This window comes from Aliiroseovarius subalbicans, assembly GCF_022678625.1.
GTDB classification, from domain to species: domain Bacteria; phylum Pseudomonadota; class Alphaproteobacteria; order Rhodobacterales; family Rhodobacteraceae; genus Aliiroseovarius_A; species Aliiroseovarius_A subalbicans.
The window spans coordinates 456,000-476,137 of the sequence record NZ_JALBYQ010000001.1; the positions used below are offsets into that span (position 1 = coordinate 456,000).

At 63.5% G+C, this 20,138-nt stretch carries 21 protein-coding genes; 14 read left to right on the forward strand and 7 right to left on the reverse strand.

Annotation, left to right across the window (positions count from 1 at the left end; genetic code table 11):
* Positions 1 to 43 precede the first annotated feature (43 nt).
* The 7 genes from purC to MN188_RS02285 all read left to right on the forward strand — a co-directional run bounded on the left by purC (position 44) and on the right by MN188_RS02285 (position 6,906).
* Complete coding sequence (gene purC / locus MN188_RS02255) at positions 44 to 805, forward strand: phosphoribosylaminoimidazolesuccinocarboxamide synthase (protein WP_242105557.1); 762 nt, start codon at positions 44 to 46, stop codon at positions 803 to 805.
* A gap of 67 nt (positions 806 to 872) precedes the next feature.
* On the forward strand, positions 873 to 1,103 hold the full coding sequence (gene purS / locus MN188_RS02260; RefSeq protein WP_242105565.1) for a phosphoribosylformylglycinamidine synthase subunit PurS: 231 nt from the start codon (positions 873 to 875) through the stop codon (positions 1,101 to 1,103).
* On the forward strand, positions 1,103 to 1,771 hold the full coding sequence (gene purQ / locus MN188_RS02265) for a phosphoribosylformylglycinamidine synthase subunit PurQ (RefSeq protein ID WP_242105567.1): 669 nt from the start codon (positions 1,103 to 1,105) through the stop codon (positions 1,769 to 1,771). Before purS ends, purQ begins: the two co-directional genes overlap by 1 nt.
* 35 nt (positions 1,772 to 1,806) lie before the next feature.
* Positions 1,807 to 3,576, forward strand: coding sequence for a sensor histidine kinase (locus MN188_RS02270; protein WP_242105582.1), 1,770 nt, complete (start codon positions 1,807 to 1,809; stop codon positions 3,574 to 3,576).
* Positions 3,577 to 3,597: 21 nt separating this feature from the next.
* Positions 3,598 to 4,929, forward strand: a complete 1,332-nt coding sequence (locus MN188_RS02275; protein ID WP_242105585.1) for a sigma-54-dependent transcriptional regulator — start codon at positions 3,598 to 3,600, stop codon at positions 4,927 to 4,929.
* Positions 4,930 to 5,034: 105 nt separating this feature from the next.
* The gene (locus tag MN188_RS02280; protein WP_242105587.1) at positions 5,035 to 5,814 is read left to right on the forward strand and encodes an HpcH/HpaI aldolase family protein; all 780 of its coding nucleotides are present in this window, start codon (positions 5,035 to 5,037) and stop codon (positions 5,812 to 5,814) included.
* A gap of 93 nt (positions 5,815 to 5,907) precedes the next feature.
* The gene (locus MN188_RS02285; RefSeq protein WP_242105588.1) at positions 5,908 to 6,906 is read left to right on the forward strand and encodes a TDT family transporter; all 999 of its coding nucleotides are present in this window, start codon (positions 5,908 to 5,910) and stop codon (positions 6,904 to 6,906) included.
* Positions 6,907 to 6,909: 3 nt separating this feature from the next.
* Here MN188_RS02285 and MN188_RS02290 read toward each other — a convergent pair whose 3' ends face one another.
* Positions 6,910 to 7,251: an MmcQ/YjbR family DNA-binding protein gene (locus MN188_RS02290; protein ID WP_242105590.1), complete on the reverse strand. Its 342-nt coding sequence runs from the start codon at positions 7,249 to 7,251 to the stop codon at positions 6,910 to 6,912.
* A 179-nt stretch (positions 7,252 to 7,430) separates the two neighbouring features.
* Between MN188_RS02290 and cysS the strand changes: the two genes are divergently transcribed.
* From cysS to MN188_RS02310, 4 genes are all read left to right on the forward strand, one after another.
* Positions 7,431 to 8,843, forward strand: a complete 1,413-nt coding sequence (gene cysS / locus MN188_RS02295) for a cysteine--tRNA ligase (RefSeq protein WP_242105592.1) — start codon at positions 7,431 to 7,433, stop codon at positions 8,841 to 8,843.
* A 79-nt stretch (positions 8,844 to 8,922) separates the two neighbouring features.
* On the forward strand, positions 8,923 to 10,539 hold the full coding sequence (gene cimA, locus MN188_RS02300; RefSeq protein WP_242105594.1) for a citramalate synthase: 1,617 nt from the start codon (positions 8,923 to 8,925) through the stop codon (positions 10,537 to 10,539).
* Positions 10,536 to 11,246, forward strand: coding sequence for a class I SAM-dependent methyltransferase (locus tag MN188_RS02305; protein ID WP_242105602.1), 711 nt, complete (start codon positions 10,536 to 10,538; stop codon positions 11,244 to 11,246). Before cimA ends, MN188_RS02305 begins: the two co-directional genes overlap by 4 nt.
* Positions 11,243 to 11,992, forward strand: coding sequence for a squalene/phytoene synthase family protein (locus tag MN188_RS02310; RefSeq protein ID WP_242105604.1), 750 nt, complete (start codon positions 11,243 to 11,245; stop codon positions 11,990 to 11,992). Before MN188_RS02305 ends, MN188_RS02310 begins: the two co-directional genes overlap by 4 nt.
* A gap of 2 nt (positions 11,993 to 11,994) precedes the next feature.
* Here MN188_RS02310 and eda read toward each other — a convergent pair whose 3' ends face one another.
* Both eda and edd read right to left on the reverse strand, forming a co-directional pair.
* Positions 11,995 to 12,636 carry a bifunctional 4-hydroxy-2-oxoglutarate aldolase/2-dehydro-3-deoxy-phosphogluconate aldolase gene (gene eda / locus MN188_RS02315; protein WP_242105606.1) on the reverse strand — a complete coding sequence of 214 codons (642 nt, stop codon included), beginning with the start codon at positions 12,634 to 12,636 and terminating at the stop codon, positions 11,995 to 11,997.
* A 7-nt stretch (positions 12,637 to 12,643) separates the two neighbouring features.
* Complete coding sequence (gene edd / locus MN188_RS02320) at positions 12,644 to 14,449, reverse strand: phosphogluconate dehydratase (protein ID WP_242105607.1); 1,806 nt, start codon at positions 14,447 to 14,449, stop codon at positions 12,644 to 12,646.
* A 200-nt stretch (positions 14,450 to 14,649) separates the two neighbouring features.
* Between edd and MN188_RS02325 the strand changes: the two genes are divergently transcribed.
* The 3 genes from MN188_RS02325 (at position 14,650) to MN188_RS02335 (ending at position 17,161) form a co-directional block, all read left to right on the forward strand.
* Positions 14,650 to 15,261, forward strand: coding sequence for a DUF6778 family protein (locus tag MN188_RS02325; protein ID WP_242105616.1), 612 nt, complete (start codon positions 14,650 to 14,652; stop codon positions 15,259 to 15,261).
* Positions 15,262 to 15,419: 158 nt separating this feature from the next.
* Positions 15,420 to 16,616, forward strand: a complete 1,197-nt coding sequence (locus tag MN188_RS02330; protein WP_242105618.1) for an RSP_2647 family RNA methyltransferase — start codon at positions 15,420 to 15,422, stop codon at positions 16,614 to 16,616.
* Positions 16,613 to 17,161 (forward strand): RSP_2648 family PIN domain-containing protein, encoded by a 549-nt coding sequence (locus tag MN188_RS02335; protein WP_242105620.1) that lies wholly within the window; start codon positions 16,613 to 16,615, stop codon positions 17,159 to 17,161. The genes MN188_RS02330 and MN188_RS02335 overlap by 4 nt, the downstream gene beginning before the upstream one ends.
* On the opposite strand, the gene MN188_RS02340 is transcribed toward MN188_RS02335, so the two are convergent.
* The 4 genes from MN188_RS02340 to MN188_RS02355 all read right to left on the reverse strand — a co-directional run bounded on the left by MN188_RS02340 (position 17,158) and on the right by MN188_RS02355 (position 20,098).
* On the reverse strand, positions 17,158 to 17,841 hold the full coding sequence (locus MN188_RS02340; RefSeq protein ID WP_242105622.1) for a M48 family metallopeptidase: 684 nt from the start codon (positions 17,839 to 17,841) through the stop codon (positions 17,158 to 17,160). The two genes, MN188_RS02335 and MN188_RS02340, sit on opposite strands and share 4 nt — an antisense overlap.
* Positions 17,842 to 17,880: 39 nt before the next feature.
* The gene (locus MN188_RS02345) at positions 17,881 to 18,504 is read right to left on the reverse strand and encodes a DedA family protein (RefSeq protein ID WP_242105624.1); all 624 of its coding nucleotides are present in this window, start codon (positions 18,502 to 18,504) and stop codon (positions 17,881 to 17,883) included.
* Complete coding sequence (locus MN188_RS02350; RefSeq protein WP_242105626.1) at positions 18,501 to 18,866, reverse strand: hypothetical protein; 366 nt, start codon at positions 18,864 to 18,866, stop codon at positions 18,501 to 18,503. Before MN188_RS02350 ends, MN188_RS02345 begins: the two co-directional genes overlap by 4 nt.
* A gap of 83 nt (positions 18,867 to 18,949) precedes the next feature.
* Positions 18,950 to 20,098 (reverse strand): M24 family metallopeptidase, encoded by a 1,149-nt coding sequence (locus tag MN188_RS02355; protein WP_242105628.1) that lies wholly within the window; start codon positions 20,096 to 20,098, stop codon positions 18,950 to 18,952.
* Positions 20,099 to 20,138: the final 40 nt, after the last annotated feature.

Here is a 20,138-nt window from a genome sequence, read left to right on the forward strand (position 1 = left end):
CGCGTGGACGCCCGCAGACTGGCCGCGACCTTGGGGGTTTTACATGGCACGACGCAAGAAGCTGTACGAAGGCAAGGCGAAAACCCTGTATGAAGGCCCGGAACCGGGCACTCTGGTGCAGTATTTCAAGGACGACGCCACTGCCTTCAACGCCGAAAAGAAGGACGTGATCGAAGGCAAGGGTGTGCTGAACAATCGCCTGAGTGAATATTTCATGACCGGGCTGACCCAGATCGGCGTGCCGAACCATTTCATCAAGCGGCTGAACATGCGTGAACAGCTGATCCGCGCCTGTGAAATCGTGCCGCTGGAAGTAATCGTGCGCAATTTTGCCGCCGGTTCGATTTCCAAACGCTTGGGGCTGGAAGAGGGCACCCCTATGCCGCGCCCGATTGTCGAATTTTCCTATAAAGACGACAGCTTGGGCGACCCTCTGGTGCCCGAAGAATACATCATCGCCTTCGGCTGGGCCACGCAGCAGGATCTGGACGACATCGTTGCCCTGGCGCTGCGGGTGAACGACTATATGTCCGGCGTCATGTATGGCGTTGGGATCAAACTGATCGACTTCAAAATCGAAATCGGCCGCGTTTACGAAGGCGATTTCCAACGTCTGATCGTTGCCGATGAAATCAGCCCGGACAGCTGCCGCCTGTGGGATATGGAAAGCGGCCAGAAGCTGGACAAGGACGTGTTCCGTCGCGACCTGGGCAGCCTTGCCGATGCCTATACCGAAGTAGCGCGCCGTCTGGGCGTTCTGCCCACCAATGTCACACATGCCCCGAAACCAACCCTGATCAACTGAGCGGGGCGCCGGAAATCTTCGAAAGACCTCCGGTCCCGCCACAAGAAAACGAACAAAGGAATACCCGATGAAAGTCCGCGTCGATGTCATGCTGAAAACCGGAGTGTTGGACCCGCAGGGCGAGGCCGTGCGCCACGCGCTTGGCAACCTGGGCTTTGATGGGGTTGAAGGGGTGCGACAAGGTAAGGTGATTGAGCTGGAGCTGGCTGCAGGCACCTCCGAAGACACGGTGAAGGACATGTGTGAAAAGCTGCTCGCCAACACCGTGATCGAGAACTACACGATCGAGGTGCTGTGATGAAAGCGGCCGTCATCGTCTTTCCCGGATCGAATTGTGACCGGGACCTGGCCGTGGCCTTCGAAAAGGCTGGCGCCGATGTCACCATGGTCTGGCACAAGGACACGCACCTGCCCGAAGGGCTGGATATCGTCGGCGTGCCGGGTGGCTTTTCCTTTGGCGATTACCTGCGTTGTGGCGCCATCGCGGCGCAGTCGCCGATCACCAAATCACTGATCCGTCATACCGAGCGCGGTGGCTATGCGCTGGGCATCTGCAATGGTTTTCAGGTGCTGACGGAAACCGGCATTCTGCCGGGCGCGCTGATGCGCAATTCCAACCTCAAGTTCATCTGCAAACCGGTTGATCTGAAAGTGGAAAGCACCGAAAGCGCCTTCACCCAGGCCTATACGCTGGGCCAGAAGATCACGGTGCCGGTGGCGCATCATGACGGCAATTACAACGTCACGCCTGAAAAGCTGGAACAGCTGCGTGACGAGGGGCGAATTGCGTTCACCTATGTCGACAACCCGAACGGCTCGACCGGGGACATTGCCGGTGTAATCTCCAAGAACCGGCGCGTGCTTGGCATGATGCCGCACCCGGAACGGGCGGTGGATGAAAACCACGGCGGCACCGACGGGCAGGCGATGTTCCGCGGGGTGATGGACGCTTTGGTCAGCGCCTGACTTGTGACCCCGCGCGTGCGGGCGTATCCTGAGGTATGAGCGAAACGGACCTTTCCGATCCCGGCGACCTGAGCGCGGGTCTGACTTGGCGTCAGCGCATGGTGCTGGCCGCCTTGATCAGTGTCGCCGTCGTGATGGTCTGGGTAACGAATTCCTGGCTGACCCAGCGTTATACCGAAACAACGCGAACCCGCGCGGAATTGCGCGTGACGCTGTATTCCGGCAACTTGATTTCCGAGCTTCAGCGAAATTCCGTTGTGCCGCTGCTTTTGTCGCGCGATCCGGCGCTGATCAACGCGCTGAACTCGGACGATTACACGCAAAGCTCACAGCGTCTGATCTCGTACCGCGATGAGATTGGCGCAGCGTCGCTGTTGCTGCTGGACGAATCAGGGCGCGCCGTGGCCGCGACCGAGCGTGAGATCCTGGGTTCGACCCACCGGCCCGAGCCTTATTTCGTAGACGCGCTGCGCTCTCCGGACACCGTGTTCACAACCGTGCGCACCGAAGCGGGCGCCTTCGATTTCACCTATTCGCGCAAGATCGAAGCGGGGGGCGAACTGATCGGCGTCATCGTCGTCGAGGTCGACCTGCGCAAGTTCGAAAGCGGCTGGGCGGGAATATCGGACGCAGTTCTGGTGATGAACTCCGAAGGCAACATCATCCTGTCCACCGAACCCAAGTGGCGCGGCTTGACCGAAGAGGCCGCGTTACAGGCCCTGTCTGCGCCCTCGGCGATCCAGCGCGCCATTCAGGCCACGGCGGATTGGGCGGCGCTGCCCTCGGACGCCTTCCTGGGCCGGTCGGTGATGCGGCAAGAGGCACGCATTCCCTTTCAGGGCTGGCGCATGACCTCGTTCACCACCTATGCCTCGGTGCGCGAACGGGTGAATGGCGTTTTGGCGCTGGAAATCATGGGGTTCGCCATCCTTCTGGCGCTGACCTTCTATGTGATCAGTCGCCGCGCCACGTCGCGATCGGTGCTGTTCCAGCAGGAATCGGCGGAGCTTCGCCAGTTGAACGCCGCGTTGCAGCGGGAAGTCGCCGAGCGCCAGAAGGCCGAGAAGAGTCTGCAGGTGGCGGAACAGACGCTGGCGCAAAGCTCGAAACTGGCGGCCCTGGGCGAAATGTCGGCGGCGGTCAGCCATGAGCTGAACCAACCGCTCGCAGCGATGAAAACCTATCTGGCCGGGGCCAAGTTGCTGTTGCAGCGCAAGCGGCCGGACGAGGCGCTGTCGAGCTTCCAACGCATCGATGATCTGATCGAGCGTATGGGCGCGATCACGCGGCAGTTGAAGTCCTATGCCCGCAAGGGCGGGGACGCGTTTGAGCCAATGGACGTTAGGCTTTGCGTCTCCTCCGCCCTGTCGATGATGGAACCGCAGCTGAAACAACGCCACGTGCGCATCACCCGCAATATCCCGCAACAACCGGTCATGGTGATGGGCGATCGGTTGCGGCTGGAACAGGTGCTGATCAACCTCATGCGCAACGCGATTGATGCCACCAAGGCGATCGACGACCCGCAGGTCGACATCCTGCTGACCGGCGGCGATCACGCGGTGATCACGGTGCGCGACAACGGCGCCGGGGTCGATGACCTCGATAACCTGTTTGAGCCGTTTTACACCACCAAGGCCCCCGGCGACGGGGTCGGTTTGGGCCTTGCGATCTCCTCGGGCATCGTGAACGATTTCGGCGGCCGCCTCAGGGCACGGAACGGGCAGGACGGGGGGGCTGTATTCGAGGTAGAATTACCTATCTTGAGTCGTGAAGACGACGAGACGACAGAGGCCGCCGAATAAGCGGTTCAGAAGGGTGAAGACATGGCACAGGCAATGAAGATCGCGATCGTCGATGACGAACAGGACATGCGGCAATCCATTTCGCAATGGCTGGCCCTGTCGGGGTTCGACACCGAAACCTTTCCGTCGGCCGAGGATGCGCTGAAATCGCTGGGGGCGGACTACCCCGGCGTGGTCGTGTCCGACATCCGCATGCCCGGCATGGACGGGATGCAGTTTTTGAAAAAGCTGATGAGCGTCGACAGCGCGCTGCCGGTGATCATGATCACCGGCCACGGCGACGTGCCGATGGCGGTCGAGGCGATGCGGGTCGGGGCCTATGATTTTCTGGAAAAGCCCTTCAACCCCGACAAGATGACCGAGCTGGCCAAGAAGGCCACCCAGGCCCGGCGCATGACGCTGGACGCCCGCGCGCTTCGGCGTGAACTGGGTGATGGCTCGACAATGATGAAAAAGCTGATCGGGTCCAGCCCGGTGATGGATCGGCTGCGCGAGGATATCCTGGACCTGGGCCAGGCCGACGGTCACGTGTTGATCGACGGCGAAACCGGCACCGGCAAGACGCTGGTGGCCCATGCGCTGCATGCGGTCGGCGCGAAGGCGGGCCGCAAGTTCGTCGTCGTGCCCTGCGCGGGGCAGGAAGAGGACGACCTGGGCCGCCGGCTGTTCGGCCCGATGGAGGAAGGTGGCACCCAGCCCTTGGTCGAGGACGCGCGCGGCGGCACCTTGGTGCTGGAAGACATCGAGGCGCTGCCTGACAAGTTGCAGGCCAAGCTGCTGTCCTGGATCAACGATCAGGGCACGCCGGCTGAAACGCGCGTGGTCGCAGTGTGCAACCTGCAAGAGCAGGGCAAGACCTGCGAAGACAGCATGCGCCCAGACCTGTATTACCGGCTGGCCGCGATGAAGATCACCCTGCCGCCGCTGCGCCAGCGTGGTGAGGACATCCTGATGCTGTTCACCCGGTTTGCCGACCAGTTCGCCGAAGAATACGGCTGCCCGGCCCCCGGTGTCACCGCGCAGGAGGCCGCGCAGCTGTTGCAGGCGCCGTGGCCCGGCAACATCCGCCAGCTGACCAACATCGCCGAACGCGCTGTGTTGCAGAACCGTCGTGGCACTGGAACGATTTCCAGCCTGTTGATGAACGACCATGACGAGGTTCAGCCGGTCATGACCACCGAGGGCAAGCCGCTGAAGGAATACGTGGAAGCGTTCGAGCGCATGCTGATCGACAACACGATGCGGCGCCACAAGGGATCAATCGTGGGAGTGATGGAGGAGCTGTGTCTGCCGCGCCGGACCTTGAACGAGAAGATGGCCAAGTATGGCCTGCAGCGGTCGGATTACCTTTAACCGGGTCTGATCCAGCGGAATGCCTGCGGCATGCTTTATGCTTTGATTGGCGAGTGGCTCTGGTGTAGCGTGAGGTAATTCACGTGTTAAACAAAGGGTTTGGGCATGGCGGCTCCGGAAAACAAGTTGAAACGGGCCTTGGCGGCGGGCGAGATGCAGCTGGGTCTGTGGTTGAATCTGGGCGACGCGGGCGCGGCTGAAATGGCCGGGCGCGCGGGCTATGATTGGGCGCTGATCGACGGTGAACACGGCCCGTATAACCCGACCACCATCTTGGGCCAGCTGCGCGCGCTTGGGCAGTTTCCCATCAGCTCGGTTCTGCGGGTGCCGATCGGTGAAGACTGGGTGATCAAGCAGGCGCTGGATCTGGGGGTGCAATCGCTGCTGATCCCGATGGTGGATACCGGTGCGCAGGCTGCGCAAATGGTGCGCGCCACGCGCTATGCCCCAGCTGGGGTGCGCGGCATGGGGGCCGCGGTGGCGCGGGCCTCGGGCTTTGGCACGGACAATGATTATGTTGCCACGGCGGATGCTGAGATTTGCCTGTTACTTCAGGCTGAAACGCGTCAGGCCATTGAAAATATTGACGACATCGCGGGAACTGAGGGCGTGGACTGTGTCTTCATCGGCCCGGCGGACTTGTCGGCAGACATGGGCCATCCGGGCAATCCTGCGGCGCCAGAGGTGAAGGAGGCCATCGCCCATGCTGTCAGCCGCATTCGGGCGTCGGGCAAGGCTGCGGGGATCATTCACTATGATCCGTCCGATTTCGCCAGCTACCGCGACCTTGGGGTCACGTTTCTGGGCACCGGATCGGACGTGTCTTTGTTGCGCGCGGGGATGCAGGCGAACCTTGCGGCCGCGCGAGCTGCTGTTGCGCCCTAGGGCATGCGGCAAAAGCGCAGGGGCGGTGAATTGCCCCTTTTGCACAGGCATATGACAGGCTAGATCGCTGCAAACCCGAGACAGGAGAGCGCCATGCAAGATGCCCCTCATTTCCCGCCGCCGCCGCCTTTGCCGAAAAAGACGCGGACGTTTCAGCGCACGCCGCCGGCGATCTTTCCGCCCATTTTCGGGGCCTTCGGCCTGGGACTTGCCTGGCGGCGCGCCGGTGAGACCTTTGCGATCCCCTCCGAATTCGGAGAGCTGATCCTGGGCGCAGTAACGTTGCTCTATTTGTTCGCCGTGGTGGCCTACCTGGCCAAGGTGGCACAACGCCCGGGCGTGTTTCGCGAAGACCTGAAGGTGCTGCCGGGTCGGGCAGGGCTGGCCGCAATGATGCTGTCGGGCATGTTGCTGGCGGCGACCCTGGTGGTCTATTCGACCGCCTTGGCGCAGCTGGTGCTGGTGCTTGCGGTCGGTGGCCATGTCATCCTGGCCCTGACCTTGATCCGCGATCTGGTCACTGGCCCCGTTGAGGCGCGGGTGGTCACCCCGGTCTGGCATCTGAGCTATGTCGGGTTCATCCTGTCCCCTCTGGCCGCACTGCCGCTGGGCTGGGGAGGCTATAATACCGTCGTTTTCTGGGTAAGCTTCACGCTGGCGATTGTGATCTGGGGGATTTCGATCCGTCAGGTCATGGTGCGCGACGTACCGCCGCCGCTGCGCCCGCTGCTGGCGATCCACGTGGCGCCCGCGTCAGTTCTGGGCACGGTCGCGGTCCTGTCGGGGATGCCGACACTGGGCCTGGGCCTGGGGCTCGTGGCGATTGTCATACTGGCGGGATTGCTGGTTCTTGGCCGTTGGATCACCACGACCGGGTTCAGCCCTCTGTGGGGGGCGTTCACCTTCCCGCTCGCGGCGTTCTCCACCCTGATGCAGATGCTGTATCTGGCAGGCTTTGGTGATGTTTTCCGTGTATTGGGTGGGCTGGCCTTGGTGGCCGCAACCCTGATCATTCCGGTCATTGCCTGGAAGGTGATGCAGTTGTGGATGAAGGGTATGCTGGCGGTAAAAACCAACGCGGCGCAGGCCTGAGGTTCAGCCGCGCGGGGGCAGGGCGGTCTGGGCCTTCTTGGTCAGGCTGCCCCGGATGATGTCATAGCTTTGGTTCAGCCGGTGCGTCAGTTCGTCGTCATCCGCCCAAGGGATCATCACCCAGGAACGGTGGTAATACGGCGCCTTTTGTCCCACGCCCGCGTCGATCAGCATCGTCGCGGTTTCGATATCGGGGGTTTTCACCGACAGGCCGGGGGCATTTGCGCCGAGGGTGGCGAAGATCTTACCGCCGACTTTCCACACGTCATTGCCGGGCCCGAAGGGCTCGGACCATTCAGCGCCGGGAAAGGCTGCACACAGGGCATTGACGTCATCGCGGGTCATGCGCGCATCTTATCAGGCTTGGCGCGGGATGCGAAGCCTGCTAGATATCTCTCATGACACAGAACACCTGCATCATTATTTGCTGCATTACCCACTGACATCGTCAGGCGGGCCGTTCTTCTATTCCAAACATGTGATGAAGTTGCTAAGCCCGCCGCGAAAGCGCGTGCGAGGACGTTATGACCGAGATCAAACTCTACAACACCAAGAGCCGTTCGAAAGAGCTGTTCACCCCGATCGACCCGGACAACGTGCGCATGTATGTCTGCGGGCCGACGGTCTATGACCGCGCGCACCTGGGCAATGCCCGGCCGGTAATCGTATTCGACGTGCTCTATCGCCTGCTACGCCATGTTTATGGGCCCGGTCATGTGACCTATGTGCGCAATTTTACTGACGTGGACGACAAGATCAACGCAACGGCTCTGGCGCGCAAGGAAGCTGGCGCGCCTGGCACCTTGGAGGAGTTGGTGCAGGGACGATCGGATGAAACAATCGGGTGGTATTTGCACGACATGGACGCCCTGGGCGCGCTGCACCCCGATCACATGCCACGCGCGACCGAATTCATCGGACCGATGGTGGCAATGATTGCCGACCTGATCGAAAAGGGTAACGCCTATGAAGCCGAGGGCCACGTGCTCTTCGCGGTTGAAAGCTATGACAAGTACGGCGCGCTGTCTGGGCGCTCGGTAGACGACATGATCGCCGGCAGCCGGGTCGAAGTTGCGCCCTACAAGCGCAACCCGATGGATTTCGTGCTGTGGAAACCGTCGACGCAAGATCTTCCGGGCTGGGACAGCCCCTGGGGGCGGGGGCGTCCGGGCTGGCATATCGAATGCTCGGCCATGAGCCACGACCTGCTGGGCGACAGTTTCGACATCCACGGGGGGGGCAATGACCTGCAATTCCCGCATCATGAAAACGAGATCGCACAATCGGCCTGCGCTCATCCACACGGCGATTTCGCGCGCTACTGGATGCACAACGAAATGCTGCAGGTCGAGGGCAAGAAGATGTCCAAATCGCTGGGCAATTTCTTCACCGTGCATGACCTGCTGGATGGCCACGACGGCCAGCCGCCGGTGCCGGGCGAGGTGATCCGGTTTGTGTTTTTGCAAACCCATTACCGAAAGCCGATGGACTGGACCGAGAAAAAGCGGGCCGAGGCCGAAGCGACATTGCGCAAGTGGCGTGGCCTGACTGCAGGGATCGACCCCGCACCCAGCCCCTCGGAGGCGGTTTTGGCCGCTATTTCGGATGACCTGAACACGGCAGGTGCAGTAGCGGAGTTGCACAAATTGGCGGCAAGCGGAAATGCAGCAGGGCTTTTGGCGTCGGCACAGGTGATGGGGCTGTTGACGGACGGTATGGGGGGCTGGGCGAACTCGCCTTTGCTGGACCTGTCCGCTTTGGCAAAAAAGCTGCACACCGCCCGGGTGGCAGCGATGCAAACCAAGGATTTCAACGAAGTTGACCGGTTGAAGACCGCGCTGACAGAGGCTGACGTTCAGGTGAAAATGTCCAAGGACAGTGTCGACTTAGTGCCGGGGCCGAATGTGGATCTGACCAAGTTGGAGGCACTGACATGACTGGCTTCAGTCCCGCCACTGAGATTTTTCTAGAAAAATCTCCCACGGAAAAATTTTCTAGAAAATTTTGGAGTTGGACATGACTGAACGCCTTTTCCTTTACGACACCACGTTGCGCGACGGTCAGCAGACGCAGGGCGTGCAGTTTTCGACACCGGAGAAACACCAGATCGCAACCGCGCTGGACGCGATGGGGATCGACTATATCGAGGGCGGTTGGCCCGGCGCGAACCCCACGGACAGCGAGTTTTTTGCAGAGGCGCCGGAAACGAAAGCCACCTTCACCGCCTTTGGCATGACCAAGCGGGCCGGGCGCAGCGCGGAGAATGACGATGTGCTGGCGCAGGTGATGAACGCCGGAACCCCTGCTGTCTGTCTGGTCGGCAAGACGCATGATTTCCACGTCACCACCGCGCTTGGTATCACGCTTGAGGAAAACCTGGACAACATCCGCGCGAGTGTGGCGCATCTGGTGGCTCAGGGCCGTGAAGCCTTGTTTGACGCCGAGCATTTCTTTGATGGCTACAAGGCCAACGCGCCCTATGCCCTGGAGGCGGTGATGGCCGCCCATGACGCGGGCGCGCGGTGGGTTGTGTTGTGCGACACGAACGGCGGCACGCTTCCCAGCGAGGTGCATGACATCACCCGTGCGGTGATCGAAGCGGGCATTCCCGGTGATCATCTGGGCATTCACACCCATGACGACACCGGCAACGCGGTGGGTTGTTCGCTGGCGGCGATCGACGCCGGTGCGCGGCAGGTGCAGGGCACGCTGAACGGCCTTGGGGAACGCTGTGGCAACGCGAACCTGACCACGCTGATCCCGACCCTTCTGTTGAAGGAACCCTATGCCAGCATGTATGACCTCAACGTGCCCAGGGCGGCGCTGTCCAGTCTGACCAAGGTCTCGCGGCAGCTGGACGACATCCTGAACCGGGTGCCGGACAAATCGGCGCCCTTCGTGGGGGCCAGTGCCTTTGCCCACAAGGCGGGGCTGCATGCCAGCGCGATCCTGAAGGATCCCACGACCTATGAACACATCGACCCGTCCGTGGTCGGGAACACGCGCATCGTGCCGATGTCGAACCAGGCCGGGCAGTCGAACCTGCGGGCGCGCCTGGCCGACGCGGGGATCGAGGTTGGTGCCAAAGACCCGGCGCTTGGCCGCATCCTGGACGAGGTGAAGGCGCGCGAAGATCAGGGCTATGCCTATGACAGCGCGCAGGCGTCGTTCGAGCTGGTCGCGCGTGACGCCCTTGGGCAGTTGCCGCAGTACTTCGAGGTGAAGCGCTACAAGGTCACGGTGGAGCGGCGCAAGAACAAATACAACAAGATGGTCAGCCTGTCTGAGGCGGTCGTCGTGGTGAAGGTGGATGGTGAGAAGAAGCTGTCGGTGTCCGAAAGCATGGACGAAACCGGGTCGGATCGCGGTCCGGTGAACGCGCTGTCCAAGGCGCTGTCCAAGGATCTGGGCCAGTACCAGCAGATCATCGACGACATGCGGCTTGTCGATTTCAAGGTGCGGATCACCCAGGGCGGGACCGAGGCGCAGACCCGCGTGATCATCGACAGCGAAGACGGGGCGGGGCACCGCTGGTCCACCGTGGGCGTCAGCCCGAACATCGTCGATGCCTCGTTCGAGGCGCTTCTGGACGCGATCACCTGGAAACTGGTGCGCGATGGGGCGCGGGCGTGACCGACGCGTTCTTCACCCTGCATGCTGATGTGCCACGCGAAGGGCCGGGCGATGCCGGGTCGTTGCATTGGGCGCTGGAACTGGCCGAGGTAAAACCGGACGCGCGCATTCTGGACGCGGGTTGTGGACCGGGCGCGGATATCGCCGACCTTTTGGTCGCCGCCCCGCAGGGCCACGTGACCGCGATCGAGGCCCATGCGCCCTTCGTGGACCGGATCAACGCAGCCTGGGCGGAGGACACCCGCGTCACGGCGCAGGTCGGCGACATGGCGCGGCCCGGTGGACCGTATGACCTGATCTGGTGCGCCGGTGCGCTGTATTTCCTGGGCATCACCGAAGGTCTGACCACATGGCGCGACGCGCTGGCGCCCGGCGGGGTGGTGGCGTTTTCCGAGTTGGTGATGCTGGGGGACAACCCAGCCGCGCCGGTCATGGCCTTCAAGAATGAATACCCGGCCTTTGCCGGGATCGAGACGTTGAAAGCGCGGATCGAGGCCGCTGGCTATGACCTCTTGGGGCTTCAGGTGCTGTCGGACGCGGCGTGGGAGGCTTATTTCGGTCCTCTGGACGCGCGTATTGCCGCGCTGCGGCCCGGGGCGGATGACGCGCTGACCGCCGTTTTGGACGAGCAGGCGAACGAGGCGGCGGTGTGGCGCGCGCATCGCGATCAGTTCGGCTATGCCCTGGTCGTGGTGCGACCCCGATGAGCATTCAGGCCTGCGCAGAGCTGGTGCAAAAAGGCGATCCGGATCGTTTTCTGTCCGCCATGACAGGGCCGGTTGCGGCGCGTGACGTGCTGTTCCCGCTCTATGCGTTCAACCTTGAACTGGCGCGGGCCGAGTTTGTGTCGAATGAACCGATGATCGCGCGGATGCGGCTGCAATTCTGGTCCGACACGCTGGACGAGATTGCGGCAGGCAAACCGGCACGCGCCCATGAGGTTGCCGCGCCACTGGCGCAGGTGGTGCGTGATACCAGCGCCGATCTGGTGCGTCTGCATGCGCTGGTGGAGGCGCGGGTGGCGGATGTCGAGGGGCACAAACCGGACAGTACAAAGGCGGTGATACGCTATGCCGAGGCGACGGCTGGCAACCTGATGGTGCTGTCGGCGCGGGCCTTGGGCGGGACCGATACGCCGACGTATGTCGCACTTGGCACCGCGCAAGGGCTGGCCAACTGGTTCCTGGCGCAATCCGGGCTTGTGGCCGCCGGGCGCGGCCATGTGCCCCCCGACACGGCGCAGATTTCTGAGCTTGCATGCGCGGGGCTTGCTGCGTTGCCGGGGCGCCTGTCCGAGGGTGATGCAACCCCGGCGCTGCGGGCCGCGTGGCGGGCGAAATCGGTGCTGAAACGCGCAGCGAAATCGCCTGAAACCGTGCTGAGTGGCGCGGTCGGCGGCTCCGAGTTCGCCCGGCGTGGAGGGCTACTGGCCCGAACGCTTCTGGGGCGCTGAGCCTAGCGGGGCAGGGTGCTGGCCGCTTTCGCCAACGCCGTGATCCCGTCCCAATCGCCGCTTTTCACCATGTCAGACGGCGCAACCCAGCTGCCGCCGACACAGAGCGTGTTGGGCAGCGACAGGTAGTCGCCTGCGTTGTCTGATCCGATCCCTCCAGTGGGGCAGAACCGGATTTGCGGCAGGGGCGAGGCGAGCGATTTCAGAAACGGCGCGCCACCGGCTGCCTCGGCGGGAAAGAATTTCTGCACGGAATACCCACGCTCCAACAACCGCATGCTTTCGCTGGCCGAGGTGGCACCGGGCAGAAGCGGCAGATCCGCGCTCTCGCAGGCCTCCAGCAGCAGGTCGGTTGCACCGGGGGACACGCCGAACTCTGCGCCCGCGGCCTTGGCGGCTTTGACGTCGGCTGGGGTAAGCAAGGTGCCCGCGCCCACAACGCCTCCCTCGACCTTGGCCATCTCGGCGATGACCTCCAGCGCCACGGGCGTGCGCAAGGTGACCTCCAACGCGGGCAGGCCGCCCGCCACAAGGGCTTCGGCCAGGGGGCGGGCGTGGGCCACGTCATGAACCACCAGAACCGGTACGACCGGGGCCAGGCGGCAAATCTCTTCGGCTTTGCGCGATGCGACTTCTGGTGTCATCGAACCCTCATATGATCGTGGCCGCGCCATCGCTGGCCAGACCGACGTTGTTGCGAAAAACCTCGAACATCTCGCGTCCGAGGCCCTGTTGATTGGCGCTCAAATCTGCCGTCGCGGCGGGGCGATCGGTGAACCCGTCGCTCAGCACCTCCAGCGTGCCCGCCATGGCGTCAAGTCTGAGGATATCGCCGTCCTGCACCCGTGCGATCGGGCCGCCGTCCATTGCCTCGGGCGCGATGTGGATCGCGGCAGGCACCTTTCCGGACGCGCCGGACATGCGGCCATCGGTGACCAGCGCCACTTTCAGCCCGCGATCTTGCAGCACGGCCAGCGACGGGGTCAGCCCGTGCAGCTCAGGCATGCCGTTGGCCTTCGGCCCCTGAAAGCGCACCACGACGATCACGTCACTGGTGAACTCGCCGGCACGAAAGGCGGCTTTCACGCTGTCCTGGTCGTGGAACACACGGGCGGGGGCTTCGATCACCTGACGATCCCCGGCCACGGCCGAGACCTTGATGACGCCGTGGCCCAGGTTGCCGTCCAGCTGTTGCAGACCGCCCGAGGGCTGAAACGGATCCGACGCCGGGCGCAGGATCTTGTCGTTCAGGCTATCGCGCGGGCCGGGTTCCCATGTCACCCGCGCGCCCGACAGTTTCGGGTCGCGCGCATAGGCCGCAAGCCCTTCACCGACAATCGTTTTCGTGTCGGGATGCAAAAGACCCTCGTCCAGCAGATTGCCGATCATAAAGCCCAGCCCCCCGGCGGCGTGGAAATGGTTCACATCCGCCAGACCATTGGGATAGACCCGCGCCATCAGCGGCACGATGCGCGACACATCCGCGAAATCCTCCAGCGTCAGGTGCACGCCTGCGGCGCGCGCCATTGCGGGCAGATGCAACACAAGATTGGTGGAGCCACCGGTGGCCATCAGCCCGACCAGCGCGTTCACGAAGGCCTTTTCGTCCAGGATGTGACCGGCAGGGGTGAAGTCGCTCCCCAGTGCCGTGATTGCCAGAGCGCGGCGGGTGCCCTCGGCGGTCAACGCCTCGCGCAGCGGTGTGCCGGGGGTCACGAAGGCCGCACCCGGCAGGTGCAACCCCATGAACTCCATCAGCATCTGATTGGTGTTGGCAGTGCCGTAAAAGGTGCAGGTACCCGGCCCGTGATAGGCCGCCATTTCCGCGGCCATCAACGCGTCGCGGTCGACGTCGCCGGTGGCAAATTTCTGGCGCACTTTGGCCTTTTCGTCATTGGCCAGCCCGCTTGTCATCGGCCCCGCAGGCAGAAACACCGCCGGGATGTGGCCGAAGGTGGCCGCGGCCATCACCAGCCCCGGCACGATCTTGTCACAGACGCCCAGATACAGGGCCGCGTCAAAGGTGTTGTGGCTCAGCCCGACGCCTGCCGCCAGCGCGATCACATCACGCGAAAACAGGCTCAGCTCCATCCCGGCCTCGCCCTGGGTGACACCGTCGCACATCGCCGGAACCCCGCCCGCGACCTGCGCCGTGGCACCGTCCTCGCGCGCGACGCGCTTGATCAGATCGGGATAGGTGCCATAGGGCTGATGCGCCGACAGCATGTCATTATAGGCTGTGATGATGCCCAGGTTGGGTGCACGCCCGGTGGCCAGCGCGCCCTGGTCGGGGCCGGCGCCGGCATAGGCATGGGCCTGACCCGAACAGCTGAGATGCGCCCGGCGCGGACCGTCTTCGGCGGCGTGGTTGATCTTGGCAAGATAGGCTGTGCGCCCTGATTTCGAACGCGCAATGATGCGGTCGGTGATCTGTTCAAGCTCGGGTCGAAGGGTCATGGTTGCGCATCCTTGGGGCTGATGCGACGGCTCTATCATGAATGGTTAGCGCTAACAACTGCACAGTTTCGCGAATGGACTGTTTCCAATTCGTCACAAATCGCAGCTTTTTCATGGGGATTTCACATTTACGCCCCAATTCGCCAGCAAAACACTCGCGAACTGCGGGCAGCTACACCCGCTGACTGGAGGACGAAAAAATGAAATCTGTTCGCGCATTCCTGGTTTTTGCAAGCACCGTGATCGGCTTGTCAGCCTGTTCAAACGGCGATCTGGTGTCGCGTGCCGACGCCCCGAACGCCCCGATCCTGGTGGCAGCGCCCGCCGATGTGGCCCCTGTCGTCCTTCGTGACTACACGGTGACCGAGGTGGACATCATCGTGCCGAAAACCCTCAAAGTGTCCGAGGCGAACCGCTTTTTCCCGAATGCTGACATTGTTTGGCGAGAGGATCCCTTGGGCGACCGCTATTCCCAGGTTGAAGCAGTGATCACCGAAGCCATCACCCAGGGTGTCGCGGGCATGGACGGCACACGCGAAGTGAAGGTGCAGCTTGAACTTACCCGCTTCCACGCCTTGACAGAAAAGACCCGTTTCGGGGCGCCGCAAGGGTCGGCAACGCACGACATCAAGATGCTTCTGACCGTTCTTGACGCCCAAACCGGTGCGGTTATCGAAGCCACGCGTCCGTTTGAAATCGAGTTTGAAGCCCACACAAACCAGTTCGCCTTGGCAGATATTGCGCAGGGGATCACGCAACGCAAACGGATCACGGAAAAGCTGGCGCAGCTCATTCAATCGGAACTGGGCTGAGCGTCTTCAAACCACCCAGAGCACATCGCACGAAAGCGCGGTGTGAGCGGTGGACAGAGAATTGAGACACTTGAGACAGTGACGGGGCAATGACCCCGGAAGGGCGGGCCATGCGGTCCGCCCTTTTCTCATGCGCCCAAAGCCGATAAGGCAGGGCCATGACACACACACTCCCCACCATCCGCCTGCGTCCCAAGGCCAATGCCCGCGCGATCCGCCACGGCTTCCCTTGGGTTTATGACAATGAACTGGTCACCGACCGGCGCACCAAGGCGTTGACGCCCGGTGTGATCGCCCGGCTTGAGGACAATGAACGCACGCCCATGGGGCTGGTTGCGGTGAACACCGGATCGCGCATCATCGCGCGCGTGCTGGACCGTGACCCCGAGGCGATGATCGACCGCACCTGGCTTGAGGCCCGCGTGGCGCGCGCGCTTGCGCATCGCGACCGGATTTACGACGCCCCGTTCTATCGTCTGGTCCATGCCGAGGCCGACGGATTGCCCGGTGTGGTGATCGACCGGTTCGGTGACGTCGCGGTGATCCAGCCCAACGCCGCCTGGGCCGAGGTGATGCTGGACGATCTGGCCGCCGCCGTCATGACCATCGCCGGCGTGTCCACCGTGGTGAAAAACGCCAGCGGCCGATCGCGCGCGCTGGAAGGGCTGGGCGAAGAAACACTTGTGATACAGGGCGCCCTGGACGGCCCGGTACCGGTGCCGATGAACGGCGCCACCTATATGGCCGACATTCTTGGCGGGCAGAAAACGGGGCTGTTCTTCGACCAACGCCCGAACCACGCCTTTGCCGCCACCCTGTCGAAAGGTGCGCGCGTGCTGGATGTTTTCAGCCATGTCGGCGGCTTCGGCCTGGCCGCACTGGCCGCCGGGGCCGACAGCGCGATGGCGGTTGACGGATCAGCGCCCGCGCTGGCGCTGGCCGAACAAGGGGCCGAGGCGACCGGTGTGGCCGACCGGTTCACGCCCTTGAAGGGCGACGCCTTTGCCGTGCTGGAGGCTTTGCAGGAAGAGGGTGCGCAGTTTGACGTGGTGATCTGCGACCCGCCCGCCTTCGCACCCTCGAAAAAGGCGCTTGAGGCCGGTCTGCGCGCCTATGAGCGCCTCGCGCGTCTGGCCGCGCCCCTGGTCGCACCGGGCGGATACCTGGGCCTGTGCAGCTGTTCGCACGCCGCCGATCTGACCCGGTTTCGCAATTCCAGCGCGCGCGGCATTGGCCGGGCAGGGCGCTCGGCGCAGCTGATCCACACCGGATATGCCGGACCGGACCACCCGCAACTGCCGCAGCTGGCGGAAAGCGGATATCTCAAGGCCTGTTTCTTCCGGTTGGACGGGTGAAAGTCCTTATCGACGCCTGCGTTCTCTATCCCACCGTGATGCGCGAGGTGGTGATGGGCGCGGCGAAGGCCGGGCTGTTCACCCCGCTGTGGTCGCCGCGCATTTTGGAAGAATGGGCGCGTGCCGCCGCCAAGCTGGGCGAGGGGCAGGAGGTCGTGGCGCGGGGCGAGATTGCCGCCCTGAACGCCCGCTGGCCCAAGGCCAGCGTGCGCCCGCATGACCGGGATCTCAGGCGGTTGTATCTGCCCGATGAAAACGACATCCACGTGCTGGCCGCCGCGATCGCTGGCGGGGCGGATGTACTATTGACGATGAACAACAAGGATTTCCCGCGCCACATGCTGGCCGAGGAATGCGTGCTGCGCGACAGCCCCGATCTGTTCCTGCGCGCGCTTTTTGACCGTCACCCAGAGGAGATCCGTGCGGTGGTGGAGCGGGTGCGGGCTGAGGCCGAGCGGCTTTCCGGTCAGGACTGGCCCCTGCGCAAGCTGATGAAAAAGGCGCGCCTGCCGCGTCTGGGCAAGGCGCTGGAGGGCGCGGGTTAAGGCACCCACTTGGCCTCGTTCGCGTCGATCGCCTTGATGCGTTCGGCGGTCTTTGGATGGCTCATCAACCAGGCAGGCGCGGCGCCCGCGCGCGACGCGGTCAGCGCGTCCAGCTTGCCAAACAGCGATTTCTGCGGCGCGGTGCCGATACCGGATTTTACCAGCAGGGCCGAGGCATAGGCATCAGCCTCATATTCGTCCGACCGTGACAGGCGCGCGGCCAAGAGCGAGGTGACGAGGTTGGCCAGGAAGGCGCCCACGCCGGGCAGGAACCGGTTGATCACCATCGCCAGCGCGGTGCGCAGGGCGTTCTGGCCGGAAAAGTCGATCATCCGCCGTTTTGAATGCCCAAGGGCGACGTGGCCCAGTTCATGCGCGATCACCGAGGCCAGCTCCTCACCCGTGACCTTGCCGTCCTTGTATTGATTGAAAAACCCGCGCGTGATGAAGATGCGGCCATCAGGTGCGGCCAGCCCGTTCACCGGCTCGACCTCATAGATATGCACCTTGATGCGCGGCAGATCGAGCGCTTTGGCCATGCGATCGGTGAGGGCTTTCAGCCTGGGGTCGGCAAGTTCAGTTGATTGTTCATCCAGCATGCGCGCAGTGCGCCAGGCGGAAAAACGATACATCGCAAGGCCATAGAGCAGGGCGAGCAGGAGGGGCGTGAACTTTAGCATGGGGTCGATATAAGGGCTGACGCGGGCCGATGCCAGCGCTCAGCGCGCAGCTTTTGCCGTGGCGCGCCTCTCGCGTTGTTGGCGCAGGGCCCCGCGGATCCAGACCGCAGCCCCCCCGGCCACGGCCAAGGCGGCCAAGAACCCGACCACGTTGCCCATCACGTCTGCCACCGCCGACACCTGGCTGGCAAAGACCATGCCAAGCCCGACATAGACGCTGACCCAGACCGTTTCGCCAAGGATGTCCCACAGCGCAAAGCGCGCCCAGCCAAGGCCGGTGGCCCCGGCAACGAAGTTGACCCAGGGGCCAAGCGGGGCGAAAAGCCAGGTTGAGAAGAACACGCCACCACCGCCGTAGCGGTCAACCAGCTTGCGCGCACGTTCCAGCACCGCGTGGCGCGCCGGGGTGCGAGCGATGCGTTCGACCAGAGGCGTGCCGCCGAAGCGACCGATCGCGAAGCCAGCCTGGTCCCCGATCACAGCACCTGCATAGGCGGCGGCGATGACCTGCCACAGGGTCAGGTCGCCGGTGGTGACGAAGGCGCCGCCGGACAGCATCATCAATGACGTCGGGATCGGCAGCGCCAGGCAGCTCAGGAACGCCGAGGCGAAGATCACATAGACACCATAGCTGGTGACAAGGGCAAACACCGTTTCGCTCATTGTGCGTCCTCGATCGGATGGGCGGCGCGGTGGGCGGCGATTGCGGCCTCCAGCGCCGCGATTAATTCGTCCACGTTGACGCCGTTTGCTTCAGCAATGTCGCGCAGGTTGCGTGGGCGGCCAGAGGTGTTTTCCGGCAAGCTCAGCGCCTCAAGCATCACCGGGCGCGGCACGTCCCAGGAATGGGCGACAAAGCGGGGCGTCATCCACGGCTTGATGGTCAGGTCCTGCCGCGCCGGGTCGTTCCAATAGACCCAATCGGCCACCATGCGCCCGCCGAAGACAAGGGCGACGGCAAGCGCGAGGCCCAGAACAGTGGTGGCGATCGGGGCTGCCGCCCAAAGGCGTTTGAGAAAAATCATGCGGGCTCTGCTCCCTCTGCCAATCGCCAACGGGCGACGGTCTGTTTCAATACGCACGCGCGCCTGGTTTCCGTCGCGACGCCCTAGAGCTCGTGCAGGTCCGGCGCGTGACGCGACAGCCGCTCAACCCCGGTTTCTGTGACCAAAACCGAATGGCCCAGGCACATGGCAAGACCTGCGTCACTGTCCATCAGGATCATGTGCAGAAAGAACACCTGACCCGCCAGCATTTGCAATGGGTTGCCTTCGTAAAACATCGGGAAATCGACCCAAATCGGATTATAGACCGCGCCCATGCCATAACCGCAGGCCTGCAGCCGCGCATGGCTCAGCCCGTGGGCGTCGAACACGCGTGCATGGGCGTCATAGACATCACCCATCGGCGCGCCGGGGCGGATCGCGGCCTCGCAGGCTTCAAGCGCTTCGCGGGCAGCGGCGTGCATCCGGCGTTGCGCGGGTGGGGCTTCGCCGATGACCAGTGTCTGCATCATTGCCGCGTGATAGCGCGCATAGGCGCCCGACCATTCGATGGTCAGCTGGTCGCGTGCGTCCAGGTGGCGGCGGCCCGAGAAATATCGACACAACAGCGCGCCGGGGCCGGAGCCGATGATGAACTCGTTGCCCGCGTAATCGCCGCCACCTTTGAACACCGCCCCCTGCATCGCGGCCAGGATGTCGCCTTCAAAGGCACCGGCGCGGGTGGTGGTCAGCGCCGCGTCCAACGCGTCGTCCGACAGGGCGGCGGCGCGACGGTGCATCATAATCTCGGCAGGCGATTTCACCCGGCGCAGGGCGCGCATCAGGTCTGACGCCTCGATCAGGCCGGGCAGGGTGGCGCGCAGGCGCTGTCCGTTGAAATCCGTCAGGCCCGGTGTCTGGCCTTCAAAGCCGATTTGCGCGCCGGTCAGGCCCAGCTCGGCCAACAGCACCACGAGGTCGCGGGTCGGATCGGCGCCTTCGTATTCGTTCCAAACGTGAATGTGGGTGCGCGGCAGGGTCGAGGTGTGCAGCGCCTGGCGCAGGTCGGGCGCGCGGGTCAGAAGGTGCACATCGCCGCGGGCGGTCAGCACCATGCACTGGAACATGGCAAAGCCGAAGGTGTCATAGCCGGTCAGCCAGAACTGGCTTTCCGGGGCAAAGAGCAGGATCGCGTCCAGCCCCTGGGCCGTCAGCGCCGAACGGGCAGCCCGGACACGGGCGGTGTATTCGGTATCGTCGAAGTGAAGCGGCATGGCAGGTGTCCCTTTGGCTTACCCCATTGGCGCCGGTCCA

What these genes read in the sequence shown, in the direction of transcription:
- purC (WP_242105557.1), top strand. Translation starts at nt 44, where the DNA reads ATGGCACGACGCAAGAAGCTGTACGAAGGCAAGGCGAAAACCCTGTAT.
- purS (WP_242105565.1), top strand. Translation starts at nt 873, where the DNA reads ATGAAAGTCCGCGTCGATGTCATGCTGAAAACCGGAGTGTTGGACCCG.
- purQ (WP_242105567.1), top strand. Translation starts at nt 1,103, where the DNA reads ATGAAAGCGGCCGTCATCGTCTTTCCCGGATCGAATTGTGACCGGGAC.
- MN188_RS02270 (WP_242105582.1), top strand. Translation starts at nt 1,807, where the DNA reads ATGAGCGAAACGGACCTTTCCGATCCCGGCGACCTGAGCGCGGGTCTG.
- MN188_RS02275 (WP_242105585.1), top strand. Translation starts at nt 3,598, where the DNA reads ATGGCACAGGCAATGAAGATCGCGATCGTCGATGACGAACAGGACATG.
- MN188_RS02280 (WP_242105587.1), top strand. Translation starts at nt 5,035, where the DNA reads ATGGCGGCTCCGGAAAACAAGTTGAAACGGGCCTTGGCGGCGGGCGAG.
- MN188_RS02285 (WP_242105588.1), top strand. Translation starts at nt 5,908, where the DNA reads ATGCAAGATGCCCCTCATTTCCCGCCGCCGCCGCCTTTGCCGAAAAAG.
- MN188_RS02290 (WP_242105590.1), bottom strand. Translation starts at nt 7,251, where the DNA reads ATGACCCGCGATGACGTCAATGCCCTGTGTGCAGCCTTTCCCGGCGCT.
- cysS (WP_242105592.1), top strand. Translation starts at nt 7,431, where the DNA reads ATGACCGAGATCAAACTCTACAACACCAAGAGCCGTTCGAAAGAGCTG.
- cimA (WP_242105594.1), top strand. Translation starts at nt 8,923, where the DNA reads ATGACTGAACGCCTTTTCCTTTACGACACCACGTTGCGCGACGGTCAG.
- MN188_RS02310 (WP_242105604.1), top strand. Translation starts at nt 11,243, where the DNA reads ATGAGCATTCAGGCCTGCGCAGAGCTGGTGCAAAAAGGCGATCCGGAT.
- eda (WP_242105606.1), bottom strand. Translation starts at nt 12,636, where the DNA reads ATGACACCAGAAGTCGCATCGCGCAAAGCCGAAGAGATTTGCCGCCTG.
- edd (WP_242105607.1), bottom strand. Translation starts at nt 14,449, where the DNA reads ATGACCCTTCGACCCGAGCTTGAACAGATCACCGACCGCATCATTGCG.
- MN188_RS02325 (WP_242105616.1), top strand. Translation starts at nt 14,650, where the DNA reads ATGAAATCTGTTCGCGCATTCCTGGTTTTTGCAAGCACCGTGATCGGC.
- MN188_RS02330 (WP_242105618.1), top strand. Translation starts at nt 15,420, where the DNA reads ATGACACACACACTCCCCACCATCCGCCTGCGTCCCAAGGCCAATGCC.
- MN188_RS02340 (WP_242105622.1), bottom strand. Translation starts at nt 17,841, where the DNA reads ATGCTAAAGTTCACGCCCCTCCTGCTCGCCCTGCTCTATGGCCTTGCG.
- MN188_RS02345 (WP_242105624.1), bottom strand. Translation starts at nt 18,504, where the DNA reads ATGAGCGAAACGGTGTTTGCCCTTGTCACCAGCTATGGTGTCTATGTG.
- MN188_RS02350 (WP_242105626.1), bottom strand. Translation starts at nt 18,866, where the DNA reads ATGATTTTTCTCAAACGCCTTTGGGCGGCAGCCCCGATCGCCACCACT.
- MN188_RS02355 (WP_242105628.1), bottom strand. Translation starts at nt 20,098, where the DNA reads ATGCCGCTTCACTTCGACGATACCGAATACACCGCCCGTGTCCGGGCT.